The following is a 23,396-nucleotide window of genomic DNA, read 5'->3' as shown; positions in this document are numbered from 1 at the left end:
AGCGTCCCGCTCGTGACGACCGAAATCGATCCAACACCGGCGAATCCGCCGGCTGCGGGGAGCATCCGGTGGGTCCTGCTGGGTCTGGCGATGTGTGTGTTCGCCATCGGCACCGCCGAGTTCGCGGTGGCGGGGATGCTGCCCGAAGTCTCCACGGGCCTGGGAAGCGGCGTCGTCGCAACGGGGCAACTGGTGACGGTCTACGCGGCCACAGTGGTGGTCGCGGGGCCGCTGCTGACCGCGGTGACCGTTCGCATCTCGCCGAGGCGCACGCTCCTCGGCTGTATGGTGATCTTCTGCGCCGCGATCCTGACCTGCGCGGTGGCCACCGACTTCGCGGTGATGGTTCTCGGCCGCGTCGGAGCCGGACTGGTGCACGGCGTCGTGTTCGCCACCGGCCTGGTCGTCGCGGTCTCCTCGGTGCCCCCGGAACGGACGACGTGGGCGGTCGGGATGGTCACGTCGGGACTGACCCTCGCCACCGTGATCGGTGTCCCGCTGGGCACCCAGGTCGCCACGCACCTGTCCTGGCGGTGGACCTTCTGGCTCATCCTCCTCGTCGCAGCCATCGGAACAGCGGTACTCGCCGCCACGCTGCCCGGCACCCCGCGGCCTCCCGCCCCATCGGTGGCGAGGCAAGCGCGAACGCTGATCCGACCCGCCGTCCTGGCCACACTCGCCATGACCGTGCTCGGATACGGCGCGGTGTTCACCGCGTTCACCTATCTTGCGCCGCTCGTGCAACATTTCGATGGAGGGTCGACCGCCGTCACCATCGCGGTCGCGGCCTTCGGCGGAGGCGGTGTCGTCGGGAACCTCGTCGCGAGCCGAACCTCCGCCGAATACTTGAGGCCCACGCTGCTGACGGCGATGGTCCTCATGACGCTCACCTTGGCCGTACTCCCGGTCGCCGCGCAGAACGGCCTGGGCGCCACCGTGGTCGACGTGTTCCTGCTGGGAGCCGCGGCGTTCGCCCTCATCCCCGGCCTCCAGGTGCGGATCCTCGCACTGGCCTCGGACGCGCCCACGTTGGCCGCGGCCACCAACGTGGCGGCCTTCAACGTCGCCAACATGATCGGCGCCGGCATCGGCGGCGTCGTCGTCGCCGTGGCGGGAGTGACGTGGACCGGGCCGGTGGGTGCGTGCGTCACGTTGGCCGGAGTCGTCTTCACGGCAATCGTGCTTCGCGCCGATTCAGACAATGCATCCCAGCTTTCGACCGGGAGGAAGAGATGAATCTCAAGGGTAAGAAGGCGCTCGTCACCGCGGGCTCCCGCGGAATCGGGAGTGCCATCGCACGACTCCTGGCCACCCGCGGCGCCGAGGTCGTCGTCAACTACCACGAGAACCGAAAAGCGGCCGACGGCACCGTCGAGGCGATCACCGCCGCCGGCGGCACGGCGATCGCCGTTCAGGCCGACCTCGGCAGCTCAGCAGACGTCCACCGGCTCTTTGCCGAAACCGCCGAGACCCTCGGTGGGCTCGACATCGTCGTCAACAACGTCGGCATCAACCTCGTCGCGCCGATCGCCACGACGGCCGAATCCGACTTCGACAACGTCGTCGCCGTCAACTTCAAGGGGTCGTTCCTGGTCATGCAGCACGCGGCCGACGCGGTGTCCGACAACGGCCGGATCATCAACATCTCGACGGGTAACACCCGCGTCTCGATGCCGTTCATCGGGGTCTACGCAGCCACCAAGGCGGCCGTCGAACAGATGACCTTCTCGCTCGCCCGCGAGCTCGGTTCGCGAGCGGTGACGGTGAACGCGGTGCTCCCGGGGCTGACCGACACCGACGGACTGCGCCCGGAGATCCGGGAGAACGCTTCTTCGATCATCCAGATGACCCCGCTCGGTCGGATCGGTACCCCCGAGGACGTCGCCGAGGTCGTCGCGTTCCTCGCCTCGGCCGAGTCGCGTTGGGTCACCGGTCAGACCATCGGCGCCTCGGGCGGCTTGTCCTGATCGGCAGGACGACGACTCAGCCCACGGCCGGGACGGTCCGAGCGTGCGACGGAGGCCGAGCCCCAGGGCCGCGGGGGCAGCGGGGTGTTGCCCAGGAGGAGGTCGGCGGCCCGTTCGGCGATCATCACGGTGGGCCCGTACGTGTTGGCGTTGGGCAGCACCGGCATCACCGACGCGTCGACGACGCGTAGACCCTGCGTGCCGTGCACGCGCATGGTGCGCGGGTCGACCACGGACTCGTCGTCGAGACCCATGGCGGCGGTGCCCACCGGGTGCAGGCCGGTTTGGGCGCTGCGGCGCACCCAGTCGAGCACCTGCTCGTCACCGGCCACGGCGGGTCCGGGTAGAACCTCGCCGCCGTCATAGGGTTCGAACGCAGGCTGGGCGAGCAGGTCCCGGGCCTTCTGCAGGGCGATCGGCCACAGCCGGTGGTCCTGGCTGCCGCCCAGGTAGTTCACACGGATGGCCGGGTAGCGCTGGGGATCGCGGCTCGTGATCATGACCGAGCCGCGCGCGTCGGAGCGCATCACCCCCACGTGCAGCTGATAGCCGTGGTCACGGGGCCCCAGCGACGTCTCCTCGCTGTGCATCGCGATCGGCGCGAACATCATCATGAGGTCGGGGTAGGGGGCGGCCTCGGAGCTGCGCAGGAAGCCCACGGCCTGCATCGGGTTGTGGGCACCGGGGCCGCTGCCGCTCAGCAACGACTGGGCGACGATGCGCGGCCAGCGCTTCTTGTCCTTCACCCCGACGTCCGAGACCGGCAGCCGGGACTCGTGCTGCATGTGGACGGCGAGGTGGTCCTGCAGGTTCTGCCCGACGCCGGGCAGGTCGTGCACGACGGGAACGCCGAGCGATTCGAGGTGGCGAGCGTTCCCGATGCCCGAGGACTGCAGGAGTTGCGGGGTGCTGATGGCGCCGCCGCACAGGACGACCTCACCGGCGCGGGCCTGAACGGTCGCACCGGGCCTGGTCCGGTAGCGCACGCCGACGGCGCGGGTCCCGGAGAACATCAGGCCGGTGACCGCCGCCTGGCAGCGGATCTCGAGGTTGGGGCGGTGCCGGACGGGGCGCAGGTACGCCCCGGCCGCCGACTCGCGGCGCCCGCGGCGCACCGCCTGGTCCAGCCGGGCGAAGCCCTCCTGCTCGGTGTCGTTGATGTCGCCGACGACCGGGTGGCCGGCTTGGCGGGCGGCGGCGAAGAAGGCATCGAACAGCGGCCCCCGCGCCGGGCTGCGCTCCAGGGTCTGTGGTCCGTGGCGGCCGCGGGTGGTGCCGCCGGGCTCATCGCGCACGTTCTCCAACCGCCGGTAGTAGGGCAGGCAATGCGCCGCATCCCACTCGTGCAGCCCGGGGCGCTGGGCCCAGCCGTCGTAGTCGGCGGGGTTCCCCCGCTGGTAGACCATCCCGTTGATGCTGCTGGAGCCGCCGAGCACCCGGCCGCGCGGTTGCCGCATGCGCCGGTCGTGCATGCGCGGCTCCGGTTCGGTCTCGAAGCGCCAGTCGTGCGTCCGGCTGCCGACGGGGAAACCCATCGCGATCGGCAGGTGCACGGCGAGGTCCCACCAGTAGTCCGGCCGGCCCGCCTCGAGCAGCAGCACCGTGGTGCGCGGGTCAGCGCTGAGGCGGTTGGCCAGCACACAGCCCGCCGATCCGCCCCCCACGATGATGACGTCGTACTCCGTCACGTCCGGTCCCCCCGTGTCATCCGTTTCTTCCCCAGCGTGCGAACGAGCACCACGTGCACCGCGCAGAGCAGTTGGACCGCCACGTAGCCCCACGCGACCGGCAACAGGGCGGTGCCCGAGCCACCGCCCGCCGGCACCGGCACCAGGAAGACAGCCAGTAGCACCAGCACCGTGCTGGCCAGGTGCAGCCGCGCGTAGGCCACCCCTCGGCCGGCGGCCGTGCGCACTCCGAGCTCGTGCACCACCAGCAGGCGGAACGCCTGGCCGAGCAGGAGCAGCCGCAGCACCTCGGCGGTCGCCGCGTAGCCGGGCCCGAAGATCGTCAACCCTGGTCCGGCCAGGAGCGCTGCGAGCCCGAGCAGCGGCAGGAAGATCATGAGCATCTGGCGGCGGGAGGAGGACGTGAGCTCGGCGGCCCGTTCCGGCGCCCGCGCCCACGTGGCGGACAGCGAGTGGGTGAAGTAGGTGGCCGCGGTCTCCACCACGACCGTGGCCTGCCAGGCGACGAAGAAGGCCGCGCCCGGTTCGGGGCCGAACCGGAGGATGACCAGTAGGGGCACCTGGTTGAGCAGGAGGGTGTTGCCGATCTGGGCGAGCCAGGTCGGCCCGAGGAAACCCACCACCTCGGACCTGCTCGGTACGGTGCCGCCGGTGGCGCGGGCGGCGCAGCGACGCACCGCCACCAGGAGCACCAGTGAGCCGGCCGCGATCCACACGACGAGCGGGCCGGCCCAGGAGAGCACCACGCCCTGCGCGCCCAGGGCGGAGCCCAGGACGACGAGCAGGGCGATGCGAACTGCGGCGAACAAGCCGTTGCGCCACACGCTCCACCACGGCTTGCCGATGGCGACCAGCACGTAGTCGTGCACGACGAAGACGCCCCACGCGGCCGCGGCCGCGGCGAACACCACCGCGCCGATGACGATCGGTCCGTCCGGTCCGGCCGCGGTACGGGCCAAGGTCGGAACCACCACCACGTACGCGAGGCCTGCGACGCCCGCCAGCGGCATGATCAGCAGCAGGCTGCGCCACACGAGAGTGCCGACGTGCCGGCCCGCGACGGGCAGCCAACGCATCAGGGCCAGGCCGAGGTTCACCTGGGCGATGCCGCCGACCAGCATGAACGCCGAGACCACGGCGGCGGCGAGCCCGAACTCGGCTTGCGGGAGCAGGCGTGCCGCGATCAGCCAGCTCGCCAGCCCTGCCAGTGCGCCGAGCCCGGAGCTGATCGAGAGCGCCAGTCCCTCGCCCAGCCCGGCGCGACGCTGTGCCGCCGAGGAGCAGGGCGCTGCGGACAGCGGCTGCTCGCCGCGGCGCCGGACGGGGGGCAGCACCACGGTCAGCGGCTCGGTCACGAGGGCGCAGAGCTCGTGCTCGGTGCGTGCTGAGAGGCCGCGCTGCTCCCCGGGAACGGCGGCCTGCGTCCGGACGGCCGGAGGACCCGGGCGCGGGTGCCAGGAACCGTCGGCCGATCCGCCGACCGCGGACGTCATGCGCGCTGCCCCGGGGCGGGAACGGGTTCGCCGCACGCGGACTCCCACACCATCCACGGCCGGTTCCCGGCGTGGTAGGCCGCCTCCAGCGCGTGCCGTTCCTTGACCGTGTCGGCAGGCTGCCAGAACCCCCGGTGGCGGTGCGCGAGCAAGCGGCGCCGCTCCGCCAGCGACCGGCAGGCGTCCATGACCAGATCGCCGCCCGGAGGCAGGTGGTCGAAGATCTCGGGGCGCAGCACGAAGTAGCCGCCGTTCTCCCACAGCGGCATCTCCTGCAGTGCCGTGATGCTCTCCACGAGACCGTCGTCGCGCACGTCCACGCAGTGGAAGGCCGCCTGCGGCGCCACCGCGAGCAGCCCCGCCACGGCGTCCGACTGCCGGAACCGCTCCACCATGCGGTCCAGCGGGAGATCGGTCAGCACGTCGGCGTAGTTGGCGAGGAACATCTCCTCGCCCTGCACGTGTGGGCGCACCTGCCGCAGCCGCTCCCCGATCGGGGAGTCCGACCCGGTGTGGACGAAAGTGATCGTCCACTCCGAGATGTCGCGGCCCAGCAACTGCACGTCCCGGCCGCGCAGCACGAAGTCGTTCGACGCGGTCTCGGAGTAGCTCAGGAAGTAGTCCTTGACGTGGTGCGCCCCGTGGCCCAGGCACAGCACGAAGTCGGTGTGACCGAAGTGGGCGTAGTAGCGCATGACGTGCCAGATCAACGGTCGTGGCCCGATCTGCTGCATCGGTTTGGGCAGCTCGGAGGCGCCGTCGCGCGTCCGCGTGCCGTAGCCGCCGCAGAACAGCACGACCTTCACGATGTGACTCCGGCCCGTCGAGCGGGCTCACGCTCGTCCGACACGTACATCCTCCGTCACTCTCCGTAGGCGCAATAGCTATTGCGTCCGTGAGAGTAGACGTCCCGGATCGCACGGGGTTGCCCACCGTGCACGAGTGGATCTGCCCGCCACCTCGGGCGCTGCAACCGGCACCGAGAGGGCGCTGTTCGGTGCGTCCAGCGCTCCGGCGGGGCGCATGGTCCGCGGGTTCGGTTGCTATGGCTGTCGGGCAGCCAAAGTCAACCGAAACTCGCGATCATGAGCCCGCCGCGAGGATGCCTCGGTTCCGGGGTGGGAGGCGGTCTCGAGTCGTCAACGGGCCGCTCATCCAGAGAACGCGGAGAGGGCGCGGGCCGTATCGATGTATTCGCGTGCTGCCACGATCTTGCCGTCCGCCAGTTCGAATGCGAAGTGATATACCTGGTCGAGGCTCTTCCCGTTGGCGAGGAGCGCGTGCGAAGTCGCCTCCACCGACGCATGGGCTTCATCGGCGATCACGCTGGTCACCGACATGTGTATGCCGCTGGGAAGCGAGTCGTGAAACTTCTTCATGTGTTCGATGAACGCGGGCTTCGACATGTCGCCGGAGACCGGGAAAGTGGCAGCGTCGGTCATGACGGTCCACACTGCATCGTCGTGAAGAAGGTCGAAGGCGTCGGGGCTACCGTCCGTTCCCAGACCTTCGACCAGCCTTCTGACGGACGCCTTGTTTCGGTCGATCGTCATGTTTCTTCCCTTCGTCGTCGGTCTGGCACGGGCTCGCACGTGCACGCGCGTCGTCAGTCTGCACCCGGGCTCACGCGCTCGGATGTGAGCCTGGTCCACCCGAATAGGAACGCCCGGATGTGCTCGCCGTCCCGCTCGGTGCGCCGCCCTGCACGCTCCGGCACGCGTGCGTCTCCACGCGGCTCAACGGGGGGTTGCCGAGCCCGCAGGTCGCCGAGTGGGCCGGGCACTCGGTGAAGGCGTTGCTCGAGGCCCGCACCAAGTGCGAGGACGGGCAGGACGCGATCGCCCGGCGCCGCGTCGAGCAGGCGCTCGGGTACCTGGGGAGGGCGTAGCCGCAACGTGGGCTAGGTGGACGCGCACAGTCGGTCAGGGCCGGGACGCCCAGACACGACAAGAGCGGCCCCTCACGCTGTCTTCCCAGGTGAGGGGCCGTTTCTCGTGGTCACGATGAGGGTGCCCCCGGCAGGATTCGAACCTGCGCTCCCGCCTCCGGAGGGCGGTGCTCTATCCCCTGAGCTACGGGGGCCGTAGCGATGCCACAACCCTAGCGCACGCCCGGATCTACAGCGGCAGGGGCTGCCCGCCGCGCTCGGCCAGGAGTTGGCGCAGGTAGTCGGTCTCCACCGACTGCGAGCGGTGCATCTGCTCGGCGAGGTTGCGGACCTGCGGCACGGCGGCGCGCTCGGCGGCGTAGGTGAGCATGCTCGCCCCGCCCTGGTGGTGACGCAGCATGAGCTGCAGGAACAGGACGTCGAGCTCGGGGCCGGTGGCAGCGCGCAGGGCGGCGAGCTCCTCGTCGCTCGCCATCCCCGGCATGGTGGCGACGCCGCCCGCACTCGCGGCCACATGGCCGTGGCCGGGCTCGGTCATCCACGCCATGTGCTCGCCGGTGGGCAACGACGCGGCGCCCCACAGCTCGAGCCAGCCCTGCATGCGCCCGATCTGGGCCTCCTGCGTGGCCTCGATGTCGGAGGCGAGCTGGTGCAGCACCGGGTCGGTGGTGTGGTCGCGCTCCCAGGAGGCCATCGTCACGGCCTGCTGGTGGTGCACGGTCATGTCCTGTGCGAAGCCGACGTCCACGGAGCCGCGCTCCGGCACGACGGGTCCGGAGGAACCGGGCATGCCTAGGAGCAGCCCGCCGGCCGCACCGAGCAGCAGGAGGCCCACGGCGGCGACGACGACGAGCGCCGGACGGATCCAGCCGGCTTCCGGCGGCGTGGGGCCGGTCGGCGTGGCAGGGGGTGCCGTGGGCGTGCTCACCCCTCCCATCATGACCCCGGAGCGGGGGCGGGCGCCTGCGCCTGCACTGTCTCGGGGTACGCGCCGGGCGTGCCCGGGGCGGGCGGGGGAGCGAACGCGGGCGGGCTGTCCTGGGAGAAGCCGTTGGCCTCGTTGCAGCTGGCTCCCGGCTCGGGGTGCTGGTACTGGTTGAGCCGCAGCGCGGTGATGAACTGGTCGATCCGCGGGTCGTTCGCGTCGTCGAGCTTCAGCTGGTGGCCCCAGGACTGGAGCGAGATCGGGCGGTCGAGCCCGGGGTAGGGCGACAACATCGAGTACGGCTGGCCCTCCACCTTGCTGCGCAGGGTGTCGAGCGCGGGCCCGTTGACCTGGTCCGGGTTGTAGGCGATCCAGACGGTGCCGTGCTCGAGGGCGTGGACCATGTTCTCGTTGCGCACCGGCTCCGGGTAGACGACGCCGTTGCACGCGGCCCATGCGTAGTCGTGGGCGCCGCCCATCGGCGGGAAGTGGGTGTAGGACACCTGAGTGGCCCCGTCGACGTGCACCCCGCCCTGGAACGGGAGGACCTCGACGCCGGCGATCTGCGTGGACGGGTCCTGGTTCTCCGCGCTCGGCGTGTAGGGCGCCACCGCGTCGGCCTGCGCCTGGGACTCCTCGTTGCGCATGAACGCGTAGCCGAAGACGGCGCCGGCGAAGAGCGCCACCACGACGACCGCGGCGATGAGACCCCACGGCGTGGCCTTCTGCTGGACCACCTTCGTCTTGGAGCTGCGGGACCGCTTGCTCGTCTTGCCGCTGACCATGAAACGTCCAGACGCTCGGAATCGGGATGCGCGGCCGTCACCCGGACAGCCCTTGCGAGCCCGCAGTCTAGGAGCGCCACCTGAGAAACCGGTGAGCAGCACCTCCTATCCTTGAGCGGTGACCCCTGCCCTGCTCGCCGAACTGGTCCGTGCCGCTGCGTCCGACGTGCTGACGCGACGCGGCCTGGACCTCGCGGCGCTGCCCGCCGACGTCACGGTGGAGCGCCCGCGCAACCCGGAGCACGGCGACTACGCCACCAACGTGGCCATGCGCACGGCCAAGAAGGCCGGGGTCGTGCCGCGGGACCTGGCGGGCTGGCTCGTCGAGGAGCTGGCCGGGCGGACGGGCATCGCGAGCGCGGAGGTCGCGGGGCCGGGGTTCATCAACCTGCGCCTGGCCGCCGACGCGCAGGGCGCGGTCGTCGGCGAGGTGCTCTCCGCCGGGGCGGGTTACGGCAGCGGCGACGAGTACGCCGGCCGCGACGTCAACCTCGAGTTCGTCTCGGCCAACCCGACGGGACCCCTGCACATGGGGGCCACGCGGTGGGCCGCGGTGGGCGACGCGCTGGGCCGGGTGCTGAGCACACGCGGGGCGAAGGTCACCCGCGAGTACTACTTCAACGACGCGGGCTCGCAGATCGACCGGTTCGTCGCGTCGCTGGTGGCGGCGGCACAGGGCAGGCCCACTCCGGAGAACGGGTACGCCGGCGCCTACATCGGCGAGGTGGCCCAGCAGGTCGTGCAGGCCGAGCCGGACGTGCTCGACCGGCCCGACGCCGAGCGCGACGAGGTGTTCCGGCGCATCGGGGTCGGGCACATGTTCGACAGCATCAAGCGCACGCTGCACGAGTTCGGCACCGACTTCGACGTGTTCTTCCACGAGCAGTCGTTGCACGAGTCGGGCGCGGTCGCCGCGGCCGTGCAGCGGCTGAAGGACTCGGGTGGCCTCTACTTCTCCGAGGGCGCCTGGTGGCTGCGCTCCTCGGAGTACGGCGACGACAAGGACCGGCCGGTCATCAAGAGCGACGGCAACCCGGCCTACATCGCGGGCGACCTCGCCTACCTGCTCGACAAGCGCTCGCGCGGCTTCGACCTGTGCATCTACATGCTCGGGGCGGACCACCACGGCTACATCGGCCGGCTCAAGGCCTCCGCCGCCGCGTTCGGCGACGACCCGGCCGTCGTCGAGGTGCTGATCGGACAGCTGGTCAACCTGGTCAAGGACGGCAAGCCGGTGCGGATGAGCAAGCGCGCGGGCAACACCGTCACGATGGACGACCTGGTCGAGGCCGTCGGCGTGGACGCGGCCCGCTACTCGCTGGTGCGCTCGTCGGTCGACTCGCCGCTGGACATCGACCTCGACCTGCTGGTCAAGCGCTCGAACGACAACCCCGTCTTCTACGTCCAGTACGCCCACGCCCGGCTGGCCTCGCTCGCCCGCAACGCCGCCGACCTCGGCCTCGAGCCGGGGGAGTCCTTCGGCCTGCTCGAGCACCCGCGCGAGGGCGATCTGATCCGTACGATCGGGGAGTTCCCGGGCGTGGTGGCCACGGCGGCCGAGCTGCGCGAGCCCCACCGCGTGGCCCGGTACCTGGAGCAGCTGGCCAGCGCCTACCACAAGTTCTACGACTCGTGCCGGGTGCTGCCGATGGGCGACGAGGAGATCGGCGACCTGCACCGGGCCCGGCTGGCGCTGTGCGTCGCCGCGCGCCAGGTGTTCGCCAACGGGCTCGGGCTGCTCGGGGTCTCGGCACCGGAGCGGATGTGAACGCAGGCCATGATCAGCGGTTCGGCGCGAAAACGTGTCGGATCCGCCCGGGAACGCGCCGAAATGTCGATCAAGAGGCAGAGTCATGAACGCCCACCCCGCCGGCCCGCTGCATGCCGGCATCTCGGTCCCGCCGGAGACCGCGGGCCTGCGGCCCACCGACGCCGCCGGGCTCGACGAGCTCGCTCCCGCCGTGTGGCCGCGCCACGCCGCCCGCTCCGAGGGGGGCGCGGTGGAGGTCGCCGGCGTCGACGTCCGGGAGCTCGCCGAGCGCTACGGCACCCCGCTGTTCGTGATCGACGAGGGTGACTTCCGCTCCCGGGCCGCCGAGTTCGCGGCCGCGTTCGGCGCGTCCGCGGTGCACTACGCGGCGAAGGCTTTCCTGTCCGTCGAGGTGGCCCGCTGGGTGGCCGAGGAGGGCCTGAGCCTGGACGTCGCGAGCGGCGGCGAGCTCGCCGTGGCGCTGCGCGCCGGGTTCCCGGCCGAGCGGATCGCGCTGCACGGCAACAACAAGTCCACCGAGGAGCTCGTTGCGGCCGTCGAGGCGGGCGTGGGCCGGGTGGTCCTCGACTCGTTCCACGAGATCGCCCGCCTGGACGCCGTCGCCCGCGAGCGCGGCGTGACGGTGCCGGTGATGGTGCGCCTGACCGTCGGCGTCGAGGCTCACACGCACGAGTTCATCGCCACCGCCCACGAGGACCAGAAGTTCGGCTTCTCCATCGCGGGCGGGGAGGCGAGCGCGGCGGCCGAGGCCGTGCGGCGCGTCCTCGCGGCCGACGGGCTCGTGCTCGACGGCCTGCACAGCCACATCGGCAGCCAGATCTTCGACACCGAGGGCTTCGAGGTGGCCGCGCACCGCGTCGTGCGGTTCCTCGCACAGCTGCACAAGGAGCACGGCGGCGACGCGCTGGCCGCGCTCACCACCCTCGACCTCGGCGGCGGGTTCGGGATCGCCTACCGGGCGCAGGAGTCCCCGGTGGACGTCCCCGAGCTGGCCGAGGAGCTGCGCGGGATCGTCAAGCGGGAGTGCCACGGCGCGGACCTGGACGTGCCGCACCTCGCGGTCGAGCCCGGCCGGGCGATCGCCGGGCCCGCCGGGATCACGCTCTACACCGTCGGCACCCTCAAGGACGTGCCGCTGGGTGGGACGTCGGCGCGGCGCTACGTCAGCGTGGACGGCGGGATGAGCGACAACATCCGCACCGCGCTCTACGACGCGGTGTACGACTGTCGGCTCGTCTCGCGCTCCTCGCAGCGTGACGGCACCGGTGACGCGGCGCTGTCGCGGGTGGTCGGCAAGCACTGCGAGAGCGGCGACATCGTGGTGCGCGACTGCTGGCTGCCCGCCGACGTGGCGCCCGGTGACCTGCTCGCGGTGGCGGCCACCGGCGCCTACTGCTACTCGATGGCCAGCTCCTACAACCGCCTGCCGCGGCCCGCGGTCGTGGCCGTGCGCGACGGGCGGGCGCGGCTGCTGCTGCGCCGCGAGACGCCCGAGGACCAGTTCCGGCTCGAGGTGGACGCGTGAGGACTCCCACCCGGGCGCCCAGCGGTTGCCGGTACCGGCGATGATCGGGGGGTGGCTGTGAAACCCGTCCGCGTCGCCATGCTGGGCTGCGGCACCGTCGGCGGCGAGGTGGTGCGGCTGCTGCGCGAGCAGGCCGACGAGCTCACCGCACGCGCGGGCGCTCCGGTCGAGCTGGTCGGTGTCGCCGTCCGCCGCCCGCACAAGCATCCCGAGCTCGAGGACCTGATCACCACCGATGCCACCGGCCTCGTCACGCGCGAGGACGTCGACGTCGTGGTCGAGGTGATCGGCGGCATCGAACCGGCGCGCACGCTGCTGCTGGAGGCGCTGAAGGCCGGCAAGTCCGTCGTCACGGCGAACAAGGCGCTGCTCGCCGAGGACGGTCCCGCGCTCGCCGAGGCCGCCGACGCCTCCGGTGCGGACCTCTACTACGAGGCGTCCGTCGCCGGGGCGATCCCGCTGCTGCGCCCGCTTCGGGAGTCCCTCGCGGGTGACCGCATCACGCGCGTCGCGGGGATCGTCAACGGCACCACGAACTTCATCCTCTCCGCGATGACCGCGTCGGGGGCGAGCTACGCCGACGCGCTCGAGGAGGCCACGCGGCTGGGCTACGCCGAGGCCGACCCGAGCGCCGACGTCGACGGCTACGACGCCGCGTCGAAGGCGGCGATCCTCGCGTCGCTGGCGTTCCACACCCGCGTCGCCTCCGTCGACGTGCACTGCGAGGGCATCCGCACGGTCACGGCCGCCGACATCGCGGCCGCCACCGGCATGGGCTGTGTGATCAAGCTGCTGGCGATCTGCGAGCGCACGCCTGCGGACTCCACCACCCCCGAGTCCGTCTCGGCGCGCGTGTACCCCGCGATGATCCCGGCCACGCACCCGCTCGCGTCCGTGGACGGCGCGTTCAACGCCGTGTTCGTCGAGGCGGAGGCCGCGGGCCAGCTGATGTTCTACGGGCAGGGTGCGGGCGGCGCCCCCACGGCGAGCGCGGTGCTCGGCGACCTCGTGGCGGTGGCCCGCAACCGGGTGTTGGGCGGGCGCGGGCCGCGGGAGTCGGCGTACGCGGGCCTGCCCGTCCGCCCGATCGGCACGCTGCCCACGCGTTACCACGTGAGCCTCGAGGTGGCCGACCGCGCGGGCGTGCTCTCCACGATCACCGGCGAGTTCGCCCGGCACGGCGTCAGCATCGCCGCGGCGCGCCAGTCCGGCGACGGCAACGGCACCGAGGCGGCGCGGCTCGTGGTCGTCACCCACGCGGCCCCGGAGGCCGCCCTGGCCGCCACGGTGGACGTGCTCGCCGGACTCGACGTCGTCCACGGCGTCCACAGCGTGCTGCGGGTCGAGGACCTGGGCCGGAAGGGAGTGGCGGGATGACGACCACACAGGGGCTCACCCGCTGGCCGGGTGTGATCGAGGCCTACCGGGACCGGATGCCGGTGCAACCGGGTTGGAAGATCGTCTCCCTCGGCGAGGGCGGCACCCCGCTGCTGCCGGCGCCGCACCTGTCCGCGGAGACCGGCTGCGAGGTGTTCCTCAAGGTCGACGGCGCCAACCCCACGGGCTCGTTCAAGGACCGCGGGATGACGGTGGCGGTCACCGATGCGCTCGCCAACGGCAAGCAGGGCGTGCTCTGCGCGTCCACCGGCAACACCTCTGCGTCGGCCGCCGCCTACGCCACGCGCGCGGGCCTGACCTGCGCGGTCCTCGTGCCGCAGGGCAAGATCGCGCTCGGGAAGCTGGCGCAGGCCGTGGCGCACGGCGCGCGGATCCTGCAGATCGACGGCAACTTCGACGACTGCCTCGAACTGGCCCGCAAGACGACGGCCGACTTCCCGGTGGCCGCGCTCGTCAACTCCGTGAACCCCACGCGGATCGCAGGCCAGGCGAGCGCGGCGTACGAGATCTGCGACGAGCTCGGCCGCGCCCCCGACGTGCACTGCCTGCCCGTGGGCAACGCCGGCAACATCACCGCGTACTGGGCGGGCTACCGCGCGTACCTCGCGGACGGGCTGATCGACGCGGCGCCGCGCATGTTCGGGTTCCAGGCCGCCGGGGCGGCCCCGCTGGTGCACGGCGAGCCCGTGGTGGCGCCGGAGACGATCGCCACGGCCATCCGGATCGGGGCGCCCGCATCCTGGGGGCCCGCCGTCACGGCGCGCGACGAGTCGCACGGGCGGTTCGCCGCCGTCACCGACGACGAGATCCTCGCGGCCTACCGGTTGCTGTCCGCGCGGGAGGGCGTGTTCGTCGAGCCCGCCTCCGCGGCCAGCGTCGCAGGGCTGCTGCAGTCGGTGGCCGACGGCACGCTGCCGCGCGGGTCGCTCGTCGTGTGCACCGTCACCGGCCACGGCCTGAAGGACCCGGACACCGCGCTGCTCGCCGCGCCCGAGCCCACAGTGGTGCCGATCGACCCGAGCGCCGTCGCCGCAGCGCTGGAACTCGCATGAGCACTCGTATCCACTCACGGCCGCCGAAGGCGGGCTGCTGATGGGGCGGCCTTCCGAGGTCCGGGTGCGGGTGCCGGCCTCGTCGGCGAACCTCGGCCCCGGCTTCGACGCCCTCGGGCTCGCGCTCGGGCTCTACGACGAGATCGAGGTGTCCGTGGCCGCGGACGGCCTCGCCGTCGACGTCGGGGGTGAGGGCGCCGGCCGCGTGCCGTGCGACGAAGGTCACCTCGTCGTCAAGGCCATGCGCACGGCCTGGAACATCGTCGGTGACGCGCCTTCCGGTCTGCGGCTGCGCTGCCGCAACGCGATCCCGCACTCGCGCGGGCTCGGCAGTTCGGCAGCGGCCGCGGTGGCGGGCGCGGTGGCGGCCGTCGTGCTCGCCGGGCGCGACGCCGAGCTCGAACGCGACACCGTCCTGCAGGTTGCGGCCGGGATGGAGGGCCACGCCGACAACGCGGCGGCCAGCCTGCTCGGCGGGTTCGTGCTGGCCTGGGAAACCCCTGGGAATACGGCGGAGAGGTTCCACGCTGTACGGCTCGACGCGCATCCGGGCATCCGCCCGGTGGCGCTCGTCGCGGGAACCGAATCGCTCACCAGCACCACCCGAGGGCTCCTGCCCGAGCGGGTCCCGTTGGTGGACGCCGCCTTCACGGGCAGCCGCACCGCACTCGCGGTGCTGGCCTTCACCCAGCGGCCCGACCTGTTGCTGCCGGCCACCGAGGACCGGCTGCACCAGGGCTACCGGCGGCCGGCGTACCCGCAGTCCGCGGACCTGGTGGATGCGCTGCGTGAGCAGGGCGTCGCCGCCGCGATCTCCGGGGCCGGGCCCACGGTGCTGGCGCTGACCGGCGACGGCACCCTCCCGTCCGACCTGGCGGTCGACGGCTTCACCGTCCTCCCGCTCCCGGTCGACAACGTCGGGGCGCGAGTGGAGATCGGCTGATCCGCCCGTCCGGCGCGCCGGTCACGGGGGGTTGTTGCCGGGGCGCGGTGGGAACGTCTACGCTCGGCATCGCAACGGCGATCCACGCGGCATCCGCGTGGCCACTCGAGCCGGAATCTGCCAATCAGCATCGCCAGGACCGGTTCCGACCCGAGCGGCCAATTCCCGTGACCGTCGCGATGATCGCCGCCCTTGCCTGTCGGGGCGGCCGCTCATCCCGCGACCCGTTGACCGACATGTCGTCCGGCACACCGTCCGGGCGAGTGTGTGAATCCCGCTGATCAGGGCTCGAGGCCCGGTCGGTCAGGAAGGACATCTGTGAGCGAGACCGATCTCGTCAGCACTGAGGCGTCGCCCGCACCGCGCAAGCGCGGAGGCCTCACCGGCATGGTGCTGGCGGAGCTCCGCCAGCTGGCCGGCGAGCTGAACATCACCGGCATCGCCGGGATGCGCAAGGGCGATCTGATCGCGGCCATCAAGGAGAAGCAGGGCGAGTCGCCGAGCCGCAAGAAGGCGGCGTCGGGCCAACTCCCGCTGCCGGAGAACGGCTCCGAGCCTGCCGCGCCGAGCGCCGCCGAGGCGCCCGCCGTGAACGGCTCGGCCCCGGCTGCGAAGCCTGCTGCGGACGCGAAGCCTGTTGTGGACACGAAGCCCGCTGCCGACACGAAGCCTGCGGCCACCGAGCCGTCCACCGGCACCGTCTCGGCCGAGACCGCTGCCCCCGAGGCGCCGCCGGCCACCGCGCCCACGCGCCGCCGCCGTGCCGCGTCGCGGCCCGCGGGAGCGCCGGCGAAGTCCGCCGCGCAGGCCGAGGCGCCCGCGGTGAACGGCTCCGCCCCTGCCGCGCAGGCCACGCCCCGGAAGGCGGAGCAGGCCAAGGCGCCTGCGGAGGCCACTCCGGAGGCCCCTGCTGCGGAGGCTCCTGCCACGGAGGCTCCTGCCACGGACACCGCTGCCGCCCCGCAGGCGGACGCCGCGACCGAGGCACCCGCACCCACCACCCGCCGCTCCCGGCAGAGCCGGCGTAACCGCGCCGAGCAGCAGTCGGGGCAGCAGTCGGGACAGGCCCCCGAGCAGGCTGCGGCCCCGGCTCCCGCCGACACCCCGGTGGAGGAGCGGCCGCGCGACCGCACCCGTGACGCCGGCGAGTCGCGTCAGGACAGCCGTCGTGACGAGGGCCGCGCCGAGCGCGACGGCGGTCGTGGTGACCGCGACGGTGCTCGCGGCGGTCGTGGCGACCGGCCGGACAACCGTGGCGACAGCCGGGCTGACCGGCCGGACAACCGCGGCGACAACCGCGGCGACCGCCCGGACAACCGCGGCGACCGCCCGGACAACCGCGGCGACAACCGCCCCGACTCGCGCGGGCCGCGCGACAACCGTCCCGACGACGATGACGACGACGGCGACGGGCGGGGCCGGCGCGGTCGCCGCTTCCGGGACCGTCGCCGGGGCCGTGACCGCGACCGCAGCACCGGTGGCGGCGGCCAGGGCAACGTCGACACCGAGGTGCGCGACAACGACGTGCTGCTGCCGGTGGCCGGCATCGTCGACATCCTGGACAACTACGCGTTCGTCCGCACCACCGGCTACCTGTCCGGGCCCACCGACTGCTACGTCTCGCTGTCGCTGGTCCGCAAGTACGGCCTGCGTCGCGGCGACGCGATCACCGGCGCCGTGCGTGAGCCCCGCGAGGGCGAGCAGTCGCGGCAGAAGTTCAACCCGCTGGTCCGGGTCGACTCGGTCAACGGGCAGGACCCGGACGCCGCGAAGGACCGGCCCGAGTTCACCAAGCTCACCCCGCTCTACCCCAATGAGCGGCTGCGCCTGGAGACCGAGCCGCACAAGCTGACCACCCGCGTCATCGACCTGGTGATGCCGGTCGGCAAGGGCCAGCGCGCGCTGATCGTGTCCCCGCCCAAGGCGGGCAAGACCACGATCATGCAGAACATCGCCAACGCGATCACCACCAACAACCCCGAATGCCACCTCATGGTCGTCCTCGTGGACGAGCGGCCGGAGGAGGTCACCGACATGCAGCGGTCGGTGAAGGGCGAGGTCATCGCCTCCACCTTCGACCGGCCTCCGTCGGACCACACCACGATCGCGGAGCTGTCGATCGAGCGGGCGAAGCGCCTGGTCGAGATGGGCCACGACGTGGTGGTGCTGCTCGACAACATCACGCGGCTCGGCCGGGCCTACAACCTGGCCGCGCCGGCGTCCGGGCGCATCCTGTCCGGTGGTGTCGACTCCACGGCGCTCTACCCGCCGAAGCGTTTCCTCGGCGCGGCGCGCAACATCGAGGACGGCGGCTCGCTCACGATCTTCGCCACGGCGCTGGTCGAGACCGGGTCCACGATGGACACCGTCATCTTCGAGGAGTTCAAGGGCACCGGCAACGCCGAGCTGAAGCTGGACCGCCGCATCGCCGACAAGCGGGTGTTCCCCGCCATCGACGTGGGCGACTCCGGCACCCGCAAGGAAGAGCTGATCATGTCGCCGGACGAGTACGCCGTCATGGTGAAGCTCCGCCGGGTGCTCGCCGCGCTGGACGACCAGCAGGCCATCGACCTGCTGCTCACCCAGCTCCGCAAGACGCGTACCAACATCGAGTTCCTGATGCAGGTCGCGAAGAACACCCCCGGCGCCGACAACGACTGACCCGGCCTCGGCCGACCTGGGCCGCCCGCGGGAATCCGCGGGCGGCCCAGGTGGTTGAATGGGCTGTCACGCTCCGGTTCCGGTTCACCCCGTCCCGCGGGGACCCGGCGCCACTTCGAGAGGAACCACCGTGCGTTCAGGCATCCACCCCGAGTACGTCGAGACCCAGGTCGTCTGCGGCTGCGGCAACTCGTTCACCACGCGCAGCACCAAGACCAGCGGGAAGATGACCGTCGAGACCTGCTCGGCGTGCCACCCGTTCTACACCGGCAAGCAGCGCATCCTCGACTCCGGCGGCCGCGTCGCCCGCTTCGAGGCCCGCTACGGGAAGCGCGCCGGCAAGAAGTAGCGGCACCGACGGCGCCCACCAGAGCTTGGTGGGCGCCGTCCGCATGTCTGGACCGCGGAAAGGGGGAGGCATGACGGCACCGGCCGTCGAAGCGGTGCTCGCCGAGCACGCCGAGCTGGAGCTGCGGCTCGCCGACCCTGCCGTGCACACCGACGCCGCCACCGCGCGCAAGCTCGGTCGCCGCTACTCGCAGATCGGTCCGATCGTCGCGGTGGCGCGGGAGCTGTCCGCGGCGCGCGCCGACGAGGCCACGGCCCGCGAGCTCGCGCCAGAGGACGCGTCCTTTGCTGCCGAGGCCGACGAGCTCGCCGCGCGCATCCCGGCCTTGGAACGGCGGCTCGCCGAGCTGCTGGTGCCGCGGGATCCGCACGACGGCGACGACGTCATCATGGAGGTCAAGTCCGGCGAGGGCGGCGAGGAGTCGGCGCTGTTCGCGGGCGACCTGGTGCGGATGTACCAGCGTTACGCCGAGCGTCGCGGCTGGAGCACGCAGGTCCTCGACGCGGTGCCGTCGGACCTGGGCGGCTACAAGGACCTCACGCTGGTGGTGCGTTCGCGCGAGCCGGTGGCCGACGGCGTCTGGTCGGGGCTGAAGTTCGAGGGCGGCGTGCACCGCGTGCAGCGCGTTCCCGTCACCGAGTCGCAGGGGCGCATCCACACCTCCGCGGCCGGAGTGCTCGTCTACCCCGACACCGGCGAGGACGCCGACGTCGAGATCGACGAGAAGGACCTGCGCGTGGACGTCTTCCGCTCGTCGGGTCACGGCGGGCAGAGCGTCAACACCACCGACTCCGCGGTGCGGATCACCCACCTGCCCACGGGCATCGTGGTGAGCTGCCAGAACGAGCGCTCGCAGTTGCAGAACCGGGCGCGGGCGATGGAGGTGCTGCGCTCCCGGTTGCAGGCTCTCGCCGAGGAGGAGGCGGCCGCGAAGGCGTCCGACCAGCGTCGCTCCCAGGTCCGCACGGTCGACCGCTCCGAGCGCATCCGCACCTACAACTTCCCGGAGAACCGGATCTCCGACCACCGCGTGGGCTACAAGGCCCACAACCTGTCGACGGTCCTGGACGGCGACCTGCAGGGTGTCGTGGACGCCCTGCAGGCGGCAGATCGCGCGGAGGCGGTCGGCTGATGAAGTGGCCCCAGAGGTTCAGGAAAGCCACATTCATGAACCTGCAGGACATGAATGTGGCTTTCCTGAACCTCGGGAGGCTGCCGTGAGGCGGCAGCCGCTGCGGCTGGCCATCCTCGAGGCCGAGCGCGCGCTCGCCACCGCGGGGATCGCCTCGCCCCGGGTCGACGCGGAGCTGCTCGCCGCGCACGTCGTGGGCGTGGACCGCGGGCGGCTCATGATGCACCCGCTCGTCGACCCGCCCGTCGTCGACGCGCTGCGCGAGCTCGTGGAGCGCCGTGCCGCGCGCGAGCCCCTGCAGCACCTGGTCGGTAGCGCCGTGCTCGGCCCGGCGGAGGTTGCCGTCGGGCCGGGGGTGTTCACGCCCCGCCCGGAGACCGAGCTGCTGCTGGAGTGGGGGCTGCGCGAGATCGTCGACGTCGCCCAGCCGCTGGTCGTGGACCTGTGCACGGGCAGCGGGGCGCTCGCGCTGGCGGTGGCGGCGAGCCGGCCGGACGCCCGGGTGCATGCCGTCGAGGCCGACCCCGCGGCGCTGACGTGGGCGCAGCGCAACGTCGCCGCGCACGTTGCCGACGGGGGCACGCCGGTCACCCTGCACGCGGCCGACGTCCGGTGGCCGGACCTGCTCGTGGAGCTGGAGACGCACGTCGACCTCGTGCTCTGCAACCCGCCCTACGTGCCCGACGGCACCCGCCTGCCGCCCGAGGTCACCGACTGGGACCCGCCCGCCGCGGTCTTCGGCGGCCCCGACGGCCTGGAGATCATCCGCGCTGTCATCTCGGCGTCCGCGGCCCTGCTGCGCTACGGCGGTGGCCTTGCGATCGAGCACGACGACACCCACGGCGAGACGGTGCCCGCGCTGCTGCGCCGCCGCAAGGTGCTCACCGAGGTCGAGGAGCACGACGACCTGAACGGTCGCCCCCGCTTCGCGACGGCGCGCCGCCGCCCCCTGCACCCCGCCTGACCCGCCCGGCGGCACCTGGGAGGACCAGGCCGTTCGGACCGGGCCTCGGAGTCGAGGTATCGCTCGGTAGGCTCCGCCCGTGGCTTCCACGTACGACTGCGCCGACCCGGACCAGCGCGCCGAGGGACTGGTGGCGGCGGCTCGAGCGGCGCGGGCGGGACGCCTGGTGGTGCTGCCCACCGACACCGTCTACGGCATCGGCTGCGACGCCTTCAGCGCCTCGGCGGTGCGTAGCCTGCTCACGGCCAAGCAGCGTGGCCCGGACATGCCGGTGCCGGTGCTCGTCGGCTCCTGGACGACGATCGACGGCCTGGTGCAGGGCGTCCCGAAGGCCGCGCGCGACCTGATCGAGGCGTTCTGGCCGGGCGGGCTGTCGCTGGTGCTGCCGCACGCGCCGTCGCTGAAGTGGGACCTGGGCTCCACGAAGGGCACGGTGATGCTGCGGATGCCGCTGCACCCGGTGGCCCTGGAGCTCCTGCGTGACGTCGGCCCCATGGGTGTCTCCAGCGCCAACGTCTCGGGCTCGCCGCCCGCGTCCACCGCCGCGGAGGCGCAGGAGCAGCTGGGCGAGAAAGTGGCGGTGTACCTCGACGGCGGCCCGTCCGGGGAGCCCGTGGCGTCCACGGTGCTCGACCTCACCGGCGACGACCCGCGCGTGCTGCGCGAGGGCGCGGTGTCGTCGGCGGAGGTGGCGGAGGTCCTGGGCCGCGAGGTGCTGACCGCCTGATTCGCGCGCCGATCCCGCGACGGAGGTGCCGTTCGTTGCGGGGGCCGGTGTTCACGGGAGCGGGATCAGGTCCGCCAGCCGCTCGACCACCACGTCGAAGTGCGCTTCGTGGTCGGCCACCACGCCGTGGGTCTGGCCGAAGAGCTCGAAGCTGATCGCGCCGTAGAGGCCGCTCCAGACCATGACGATGCGCGGGCCGAGGGCGGGCGGCAGGCCGAGGCCCTCGGCGAGGCCGGGGGTGAGCACGTCGGCACCGTCGCCGGGGTCGGCGTCGACCGCTCCGGCGTCCACCCCGTCGAGCACTACCCGGCACAGCAGCTCCGCGACGCGCGCCGCGGGGCCGATGGTCGCCTCGGGCGCCGCGTAACCGGGCACCGGCGAGCCGTAGACCAGCGCGTACTCGTGGGGGTGCGCGATCGCCCACACGCGTGCGGCGCGGCACGTCGCGCGCCAGCGGCCGCGCAGGTCGCTCCGTTCCACCGCGGACTCGGCCTGCTCGGCCGCCGTGCCGATGGAGTCGTAGGCGTCGATGATGAGCGCGGTGAGCAGGTCGTCGCGGCTCGGGAAGTAGCGGTAGACGGCGGAGGAGGCCATGCCGAGCTCGCGGGCCACCGCGCGCAGGGAGAGTGCGGCGGCACCCTGCGTGGCGAGGTGCCTGCGGGCGGCCTCGGCGATCTCGCGGGTCAGTTCGGCGCGCACGCGGGCGCGGGCTCCGGCGGCGGTCATCGGGCGAGTCTGGCACGGGATGAGAGCAGCAGCAACAACTGAGATCGGTGCTCCAGTTGAACGGCACCGCCCCGACCAGGCGCGACGGTCGCAGCGGGTACCGTTCAACCGTGAGCGAGCAGAGCACCCCGTTCTGGGGCCCGGACTTCGACGCGCTGCAGCACCAGGACCCGGAGATCGCCGGAGTGGTGCTCGACGAGCTGGATCGGCTGCGCGGTGGCCTGCAGCTCATCGCGAGCGAGAACCTCACGAGCCCGGCCGTCCTGGCGGCGCTCGGCTCCACGCTGTCGAACAAGTACGCCGAGGGCTACCCGGGTCGTCGCTACTACGGTGGCTGCGAGGTCGTCGACCGCGCGGAGGAGATCGGCAACGCCCGCGCGCGGGAGCTGTTCGGCGCGGAGCACGTCAACCTGCAGCCGCACTCGGGCGCGTCGGCGAACTTCGCCGTGTACGCCGCGTTCACCCAGCCCGGCGACACGGTGCTCGCGATGGACCTCAAGCAGGGCGGCCACCTCACGCACGGCAGCAAGGTCAGCTTCTCTGGCAAGTGGTTCAACGCGGTGTCCTACACCGTCCGCGAGGACAGCGAGCTGATCGACTACGACCAGGTCCGCGACCTGGCCCTCGAGCACCAGCCGAAGATGATCATCGCCGGCGCCACCGCGTACCCGCGGCTGATCGACTTCGCCGCGTTCCGCCAGATCGCCGACGAGGTCGGCGCCAAGCTCATGGTCGACGCGGCGCACTTCATCGGCCTGGTCGCCGGCAAGGCGATCCCGTCGCCGGTGCCGTTCGCCGACGTCGTCACGGCCACCACGCACAAGGTCCTGCGCGGGCCGCGCGGCGGCATGATCCTCGCGAAGGCCGAGCACGCGAAGGCCATCGACAAGGCCGTGTTCCCGTTCGCCCAGGGCGGCCCCCTCATGCACGCGGTGGCGGCGAAGGCGGTCGCCATGCGCGAGGCGGCGCTGCCGGAATACCAGGCCTACACGAGCCAGGTGATCGGCAACGCCCAGGCGCTGGCCAAGAGCCTCGAGACCGAGGGGATGCGCCCGGTGTCCGGCGGCACCGACACCCACCTCGCGCTGGTGGACCTGCGCCCCATCGGCGTCACCGGCGACCAGGCGGAGACCCGGTGCGACGCCGCGCGCATCACGCTGAACAAGAACGCCATCCCCTACGACCCGGCTCCGCCGCTCAAGCCGTCCGGGTTGCGCGTCGGCTCGCCCAGCGTCACCACGCAGGGCATGACCGAGACCGACATGGCCGAGATCGGCGCGCTGCTCGGCCGGGCCGTGCGGGCCGAGCACGGCACCCCGACCGGGGACGCGGAGCTGGCCGACGTGGCCGCCGCGGTGTCCGCGCTCGTCGCGCGGACCCCCGCCTACCCGCGGCCCTAGCG

21 protein-coding genes and 1 tRNA gene are annotated in these 23,396 nt (G+C 72.5%); 14 read left to right on the top strand and 8 right to left on the bottom strand.

The genetic code is table 11. From position 1 onward, the window contains the following. Positions 1–12: 12 nt before the first annotated feature. Positions 13–1,236: an MFS transporter gene (locus CFP66_RS13440; RefSeq protein WP_143517248.1), complete on the top strand. Its 1,224-nt coding sequence runs from the start codon at positions 13–15 to the stop codon at positions 1,234–1,236. Further along, positions 1,143–1,967 (top strand): SDR family oxidoreductase, encoded by an 825-nt coding sequence (locus CFP66_RS13435; protein WP_198961426.1) that lies wholly within the window; start codon positions 1,143–1,145, stop codon positions 1,965–1,967. Before CFP66_RS13440 ends, CFP66_RS13435 begins: the two co-directional genes overlap by 94 nt. Here CFP66_RS13435 and CFP66_RS13430 read toward each other — a convergent pair. The 4 genes from CFP66_RS13430 to CFP66_RS13415 form a co-directional block, all read right to left on the bottom strand. Then, on the bottom strand, positions 1,934–3,655 hold the full coding sequence (locus CFP66_RS13430) for a choline dehydrogenase (RefSeq protein ID WP_094923550.1): 1,722 nt from the start codon (positions 3,653–3,655) through the stop codon (positions 1,934–1,936). The two genes, CFP66_RS13435 and CFP66_RS13430, sit on opposite strands and share 34 nt — an antisense overlap. Next, positions 3,652–5,148: a lipopolysaccharide biosynthesis protein gene (locus CFP66_RS13425; protein WP_143517247.1), complete on the bottom strand. Its 1,497-nt coding sequence runs from the start codon at positions 5,146–5,148 to the stop codon at positions 3,652–3,654. The genes CFP66_RS13430 and CFP66_RS13425 overlap by 4 nt, the downstream gene beginning before the upstream one ends. Continuing rightward, a complete protein-coding gene (locus tag CFP66_RS13420; protein ID WP_094923545.1) occupies positions 5,145–5,954 on the bottom strand; it encodes a sugar phosphate nucleotidyltransferase in 810 nt (269 codons plus the stop codon). The genes CFP66_RS13425 and CFP66_RS13420 overlap by 4 nt, the downstream gene beginning before the upstream one ends. A gap of 345 nt (positions 5,955–6,299) precedes the next feature. After that, complete coding sequence (locus CFP66_RS13415; RefSeq protein ID WP_094923543.1) at positions 6,300–6,701, bottom strand: nuclear transport factor 2 family protein; 402 nt, start codon at positions 6,699–6,701, stop codon at positions 6,300–6,302. 119 nt (positions 6,702–6,820) lie between these two features. On the opposite strand from CFP66_RS13415, the gene CFP66_RS13410 reads away from it, so the two are divergent. Continuing rightward, on the top strand, positions 6,821–7,036 hold the full coding sequence (locus CFP66_RS13410) for a hypothetical protein (protein ID WP_198961425.1): 216 nt from the start codon (positions 6,821–6,823) through the stop codon (positions 7,034–7,036). Positions 7,037–7,158: 122 nt separating this feature from the next. On the opposite strand, the gene CFP66_RS13405 is transcribed toward CFP66_RS13410, so the two are convergent. The 3 genes from CFP66_RS13405 to CFP66_RS13395 form a co-directional block, all read right to left on the bottom strand. Then, a tRNA-Arg gene (locus tag CFP66_RS13405) sits at positions 7,159–7,230 on the bottom strand. Between the two features lie 35 nt (positions 7,231–7,265). Beyond that, positions 7,266–7,973, bottom strand: a complete 708-nt coding sequence (locus tag CFP66_RS13400) for a DUF305 domain-containing protein (RefSeq protein WP_094923540.1) — start codon at positions 7,971–7,973, stop codon at positions 7,266–7,268. After that, positions 7,973–8,746 carry a DUF3105 domain-containing protein gene (locus tag CFP66_RS13395; protein WP_094923538.1) on the bottom strand — a complete coding sequence of 258 codons (774 nt, stop codon included), beginning with the start codon at positions 8,744–8,746 and terminating at the stop codon, positions 7,973–7,975. The genes CFP66_RS13400 and CFP66_RS13395 overlap by 1 nt, the downstream gene beginning before the upstream one ends. Before the next feature lie 118 nt (positions 8,747–8,864). On the opposite strand from CFP66_RS13395, the gene argS reads away from it, so the two are divergent. The 10 genes from argS to CFP66_RS13345 all read left to right on the top strand — a co-directional run bounded on the left by argS (position 8,865) and on the right by CFP66_RS13345 (position 21,268). After that, positions 8,865–10,514: an arginine--tRNA ligase gene (gene argS, locus CFP66_RS13390; RefSeq protein ID WP_094923536.1), complete on the top strand. Its 1,650-nt coding sequence runs from the start codon at positions 8,865–8,867 to the stop codon at positions 10,512–10,514. A gap of 85 nt (positions 10,515–10,599) precedes the next feature. After that, positions 10,600–12,042 carry a diaminopimelate decarboxylase gene (gene lysA / locus CFP66_RS13385; protein ID WP_094923534.1) on the top strand — a complete coding sequence of 481 codons (1,443 nt, stop codon included), beginning with the start codon at positions 10,600–10,602 and terminating at the stop codon, positions 12,040–12,042. Between the two features lie 51 nt (positions 12,043–12,093). Then, positions 12,094–13,419: a homoserine dehydrogenase gene (locus CFP66_RS13380; RefSeq protein WP_094923532.1), complete on the top strand. Its 1,326-nt coding sequence runs from the start codon at positions 12,094–12,096 to the stop codon at positions 13,417–13,419. Beyond that, positions 13,416–14,492: a threonine synthase gene (thrC, locus tag CFP66_RS13375; RefSeq protein ID WP_094923530.1), complete on the top strand. Its 1,077-nt coding sequence runs from the start codon at positions 13,416–13,418 to the stop codon at positions 14,490–14,492. The genes CFP66_RS13380 and thrC overlap by 4 nt, the downstream gene beginning before the upstream one ends. A 40-nt stretch (positions 14,493–14,532) precedes the next feature. After that, positions 14,533–15,435, top strand: coding sequence for a homoserine kinase (thrB, locus tag CFP66_RS13370; RefSeq protein ID WP_094923528.1), 903 nt, complete (start codon positions 14,533–14,535; stop codon positions 15,433–15,435). Positions 15,436–15,753: 318 nt separating this feature from the next. Next, positions 15,754–18,096, top strand: a complete 2,343-nt coding sequence (rho, locus tag CFP66_RS13365) for a transcription termination factor Rho (protein ID WP_094923526.1) — start codon at positions 15,754–15,756, stop codon at positions 18,094–18,096. Between the two features lie 130 nt (positions 18,097–18,226). After that, positions 18,227–18,445 (top strand): 50S ribosomal protein L31, encoded by a 219-nt coding sequence (rpmE, locus tag CFP66_RS13360; protein ID WP_094923524.1) that lies wholly within the window; start codon positions 18,227–18,229, stop codon positions 18,443–18,445. 70 nt (positions 18,446–18,515) lie between these two features. After that, positions 18,516–19,577 carry a peptide chain release factor 1 gene (gene prfA, locus CFP66_RS13355; protein ID WP_094923522.1) on the top strand — a complete coding sequence of 354 codons (1,062 nt, stop codon included), beginning with the start codon at positions 18,516–18,518 and terminating at the stop codon, positions 19,575–19,577. An 85-nt stretch (positions 19,578–19,662) separates the two neighbouring features. Continuing rightward, positions 19,663–20,541, top strand: a complete 879-nt coding sequence (prmC, locus tag CFP66_RS13350; RefSeq protein WP_094923521.1) for a peptide chain release factor N(5)-glutamine methyltransferase — start codon at positions 19,663–19,665, stop codon at positions 20,539–20,541. 79 nt (positions 20,542–20,620) lie between these two features. Next, positions 20,621–21,268 carry an L-threonylcarbamoyladenylate synthase gene (locus tag CFP66_RS13345; RefSeq protein WP_094923519.1) on the top strand — a complete coding sequence of 216 codons (648 nt, stop codon included), beginning with the start codon at positions 20,621–20,623 and terminating at the stop codon, positions 21,266–21,268. 51 nt (positions 21,269–21,319) lie between these two features. On the opposite strand, the gene CFP66_RS13340 is transcribed toward CFP66_RS13345, so the two are convergent. Continuing rightward, complete coding sequence (locus CFP66_RS13340; protein WP_094923518.1) at positions 21,320–21,994, bottom strand: TetR/AcrR family transcriptional regulator; 675 nt, start codon at positions 21,992–21,994, stop codon at positions 21,320–21,322. Between the two features lie 110 nt (positions 21,995–22,104). On the opposite strand from CFP66_RS13340, the gene glyA reads away from it, so the two are divergent. Further along, on the top strand, positions 22,105–23,394 hold the full coding sequence (glyA, locus tag CFP66_RS13335; protein ID WP_094923904.1) for a serine hydroxymethyltransferase: 1,290 nt from the start codon (positions 22,105–22,107) through the stop codon (positions 23,392–23,394). Positions 23,395–23,396: the final 2 nt, after the last annotated feature.

It is taken from the genome of Pseudonocardia sp. MH-G8, from assembly GCF_002262885.1.
Taxonomy (GTDB): Bacteria; Actinomycetota; Actinomycetes; order Mycobacteriales; family Pseudonocardiaceae; genus Pseudonocardia.
The sequence above is the reverse complement of the archived record's forward strand: the minus strand, read 5'-3'. Positions and strand labels throughout refer to the sequence as shown.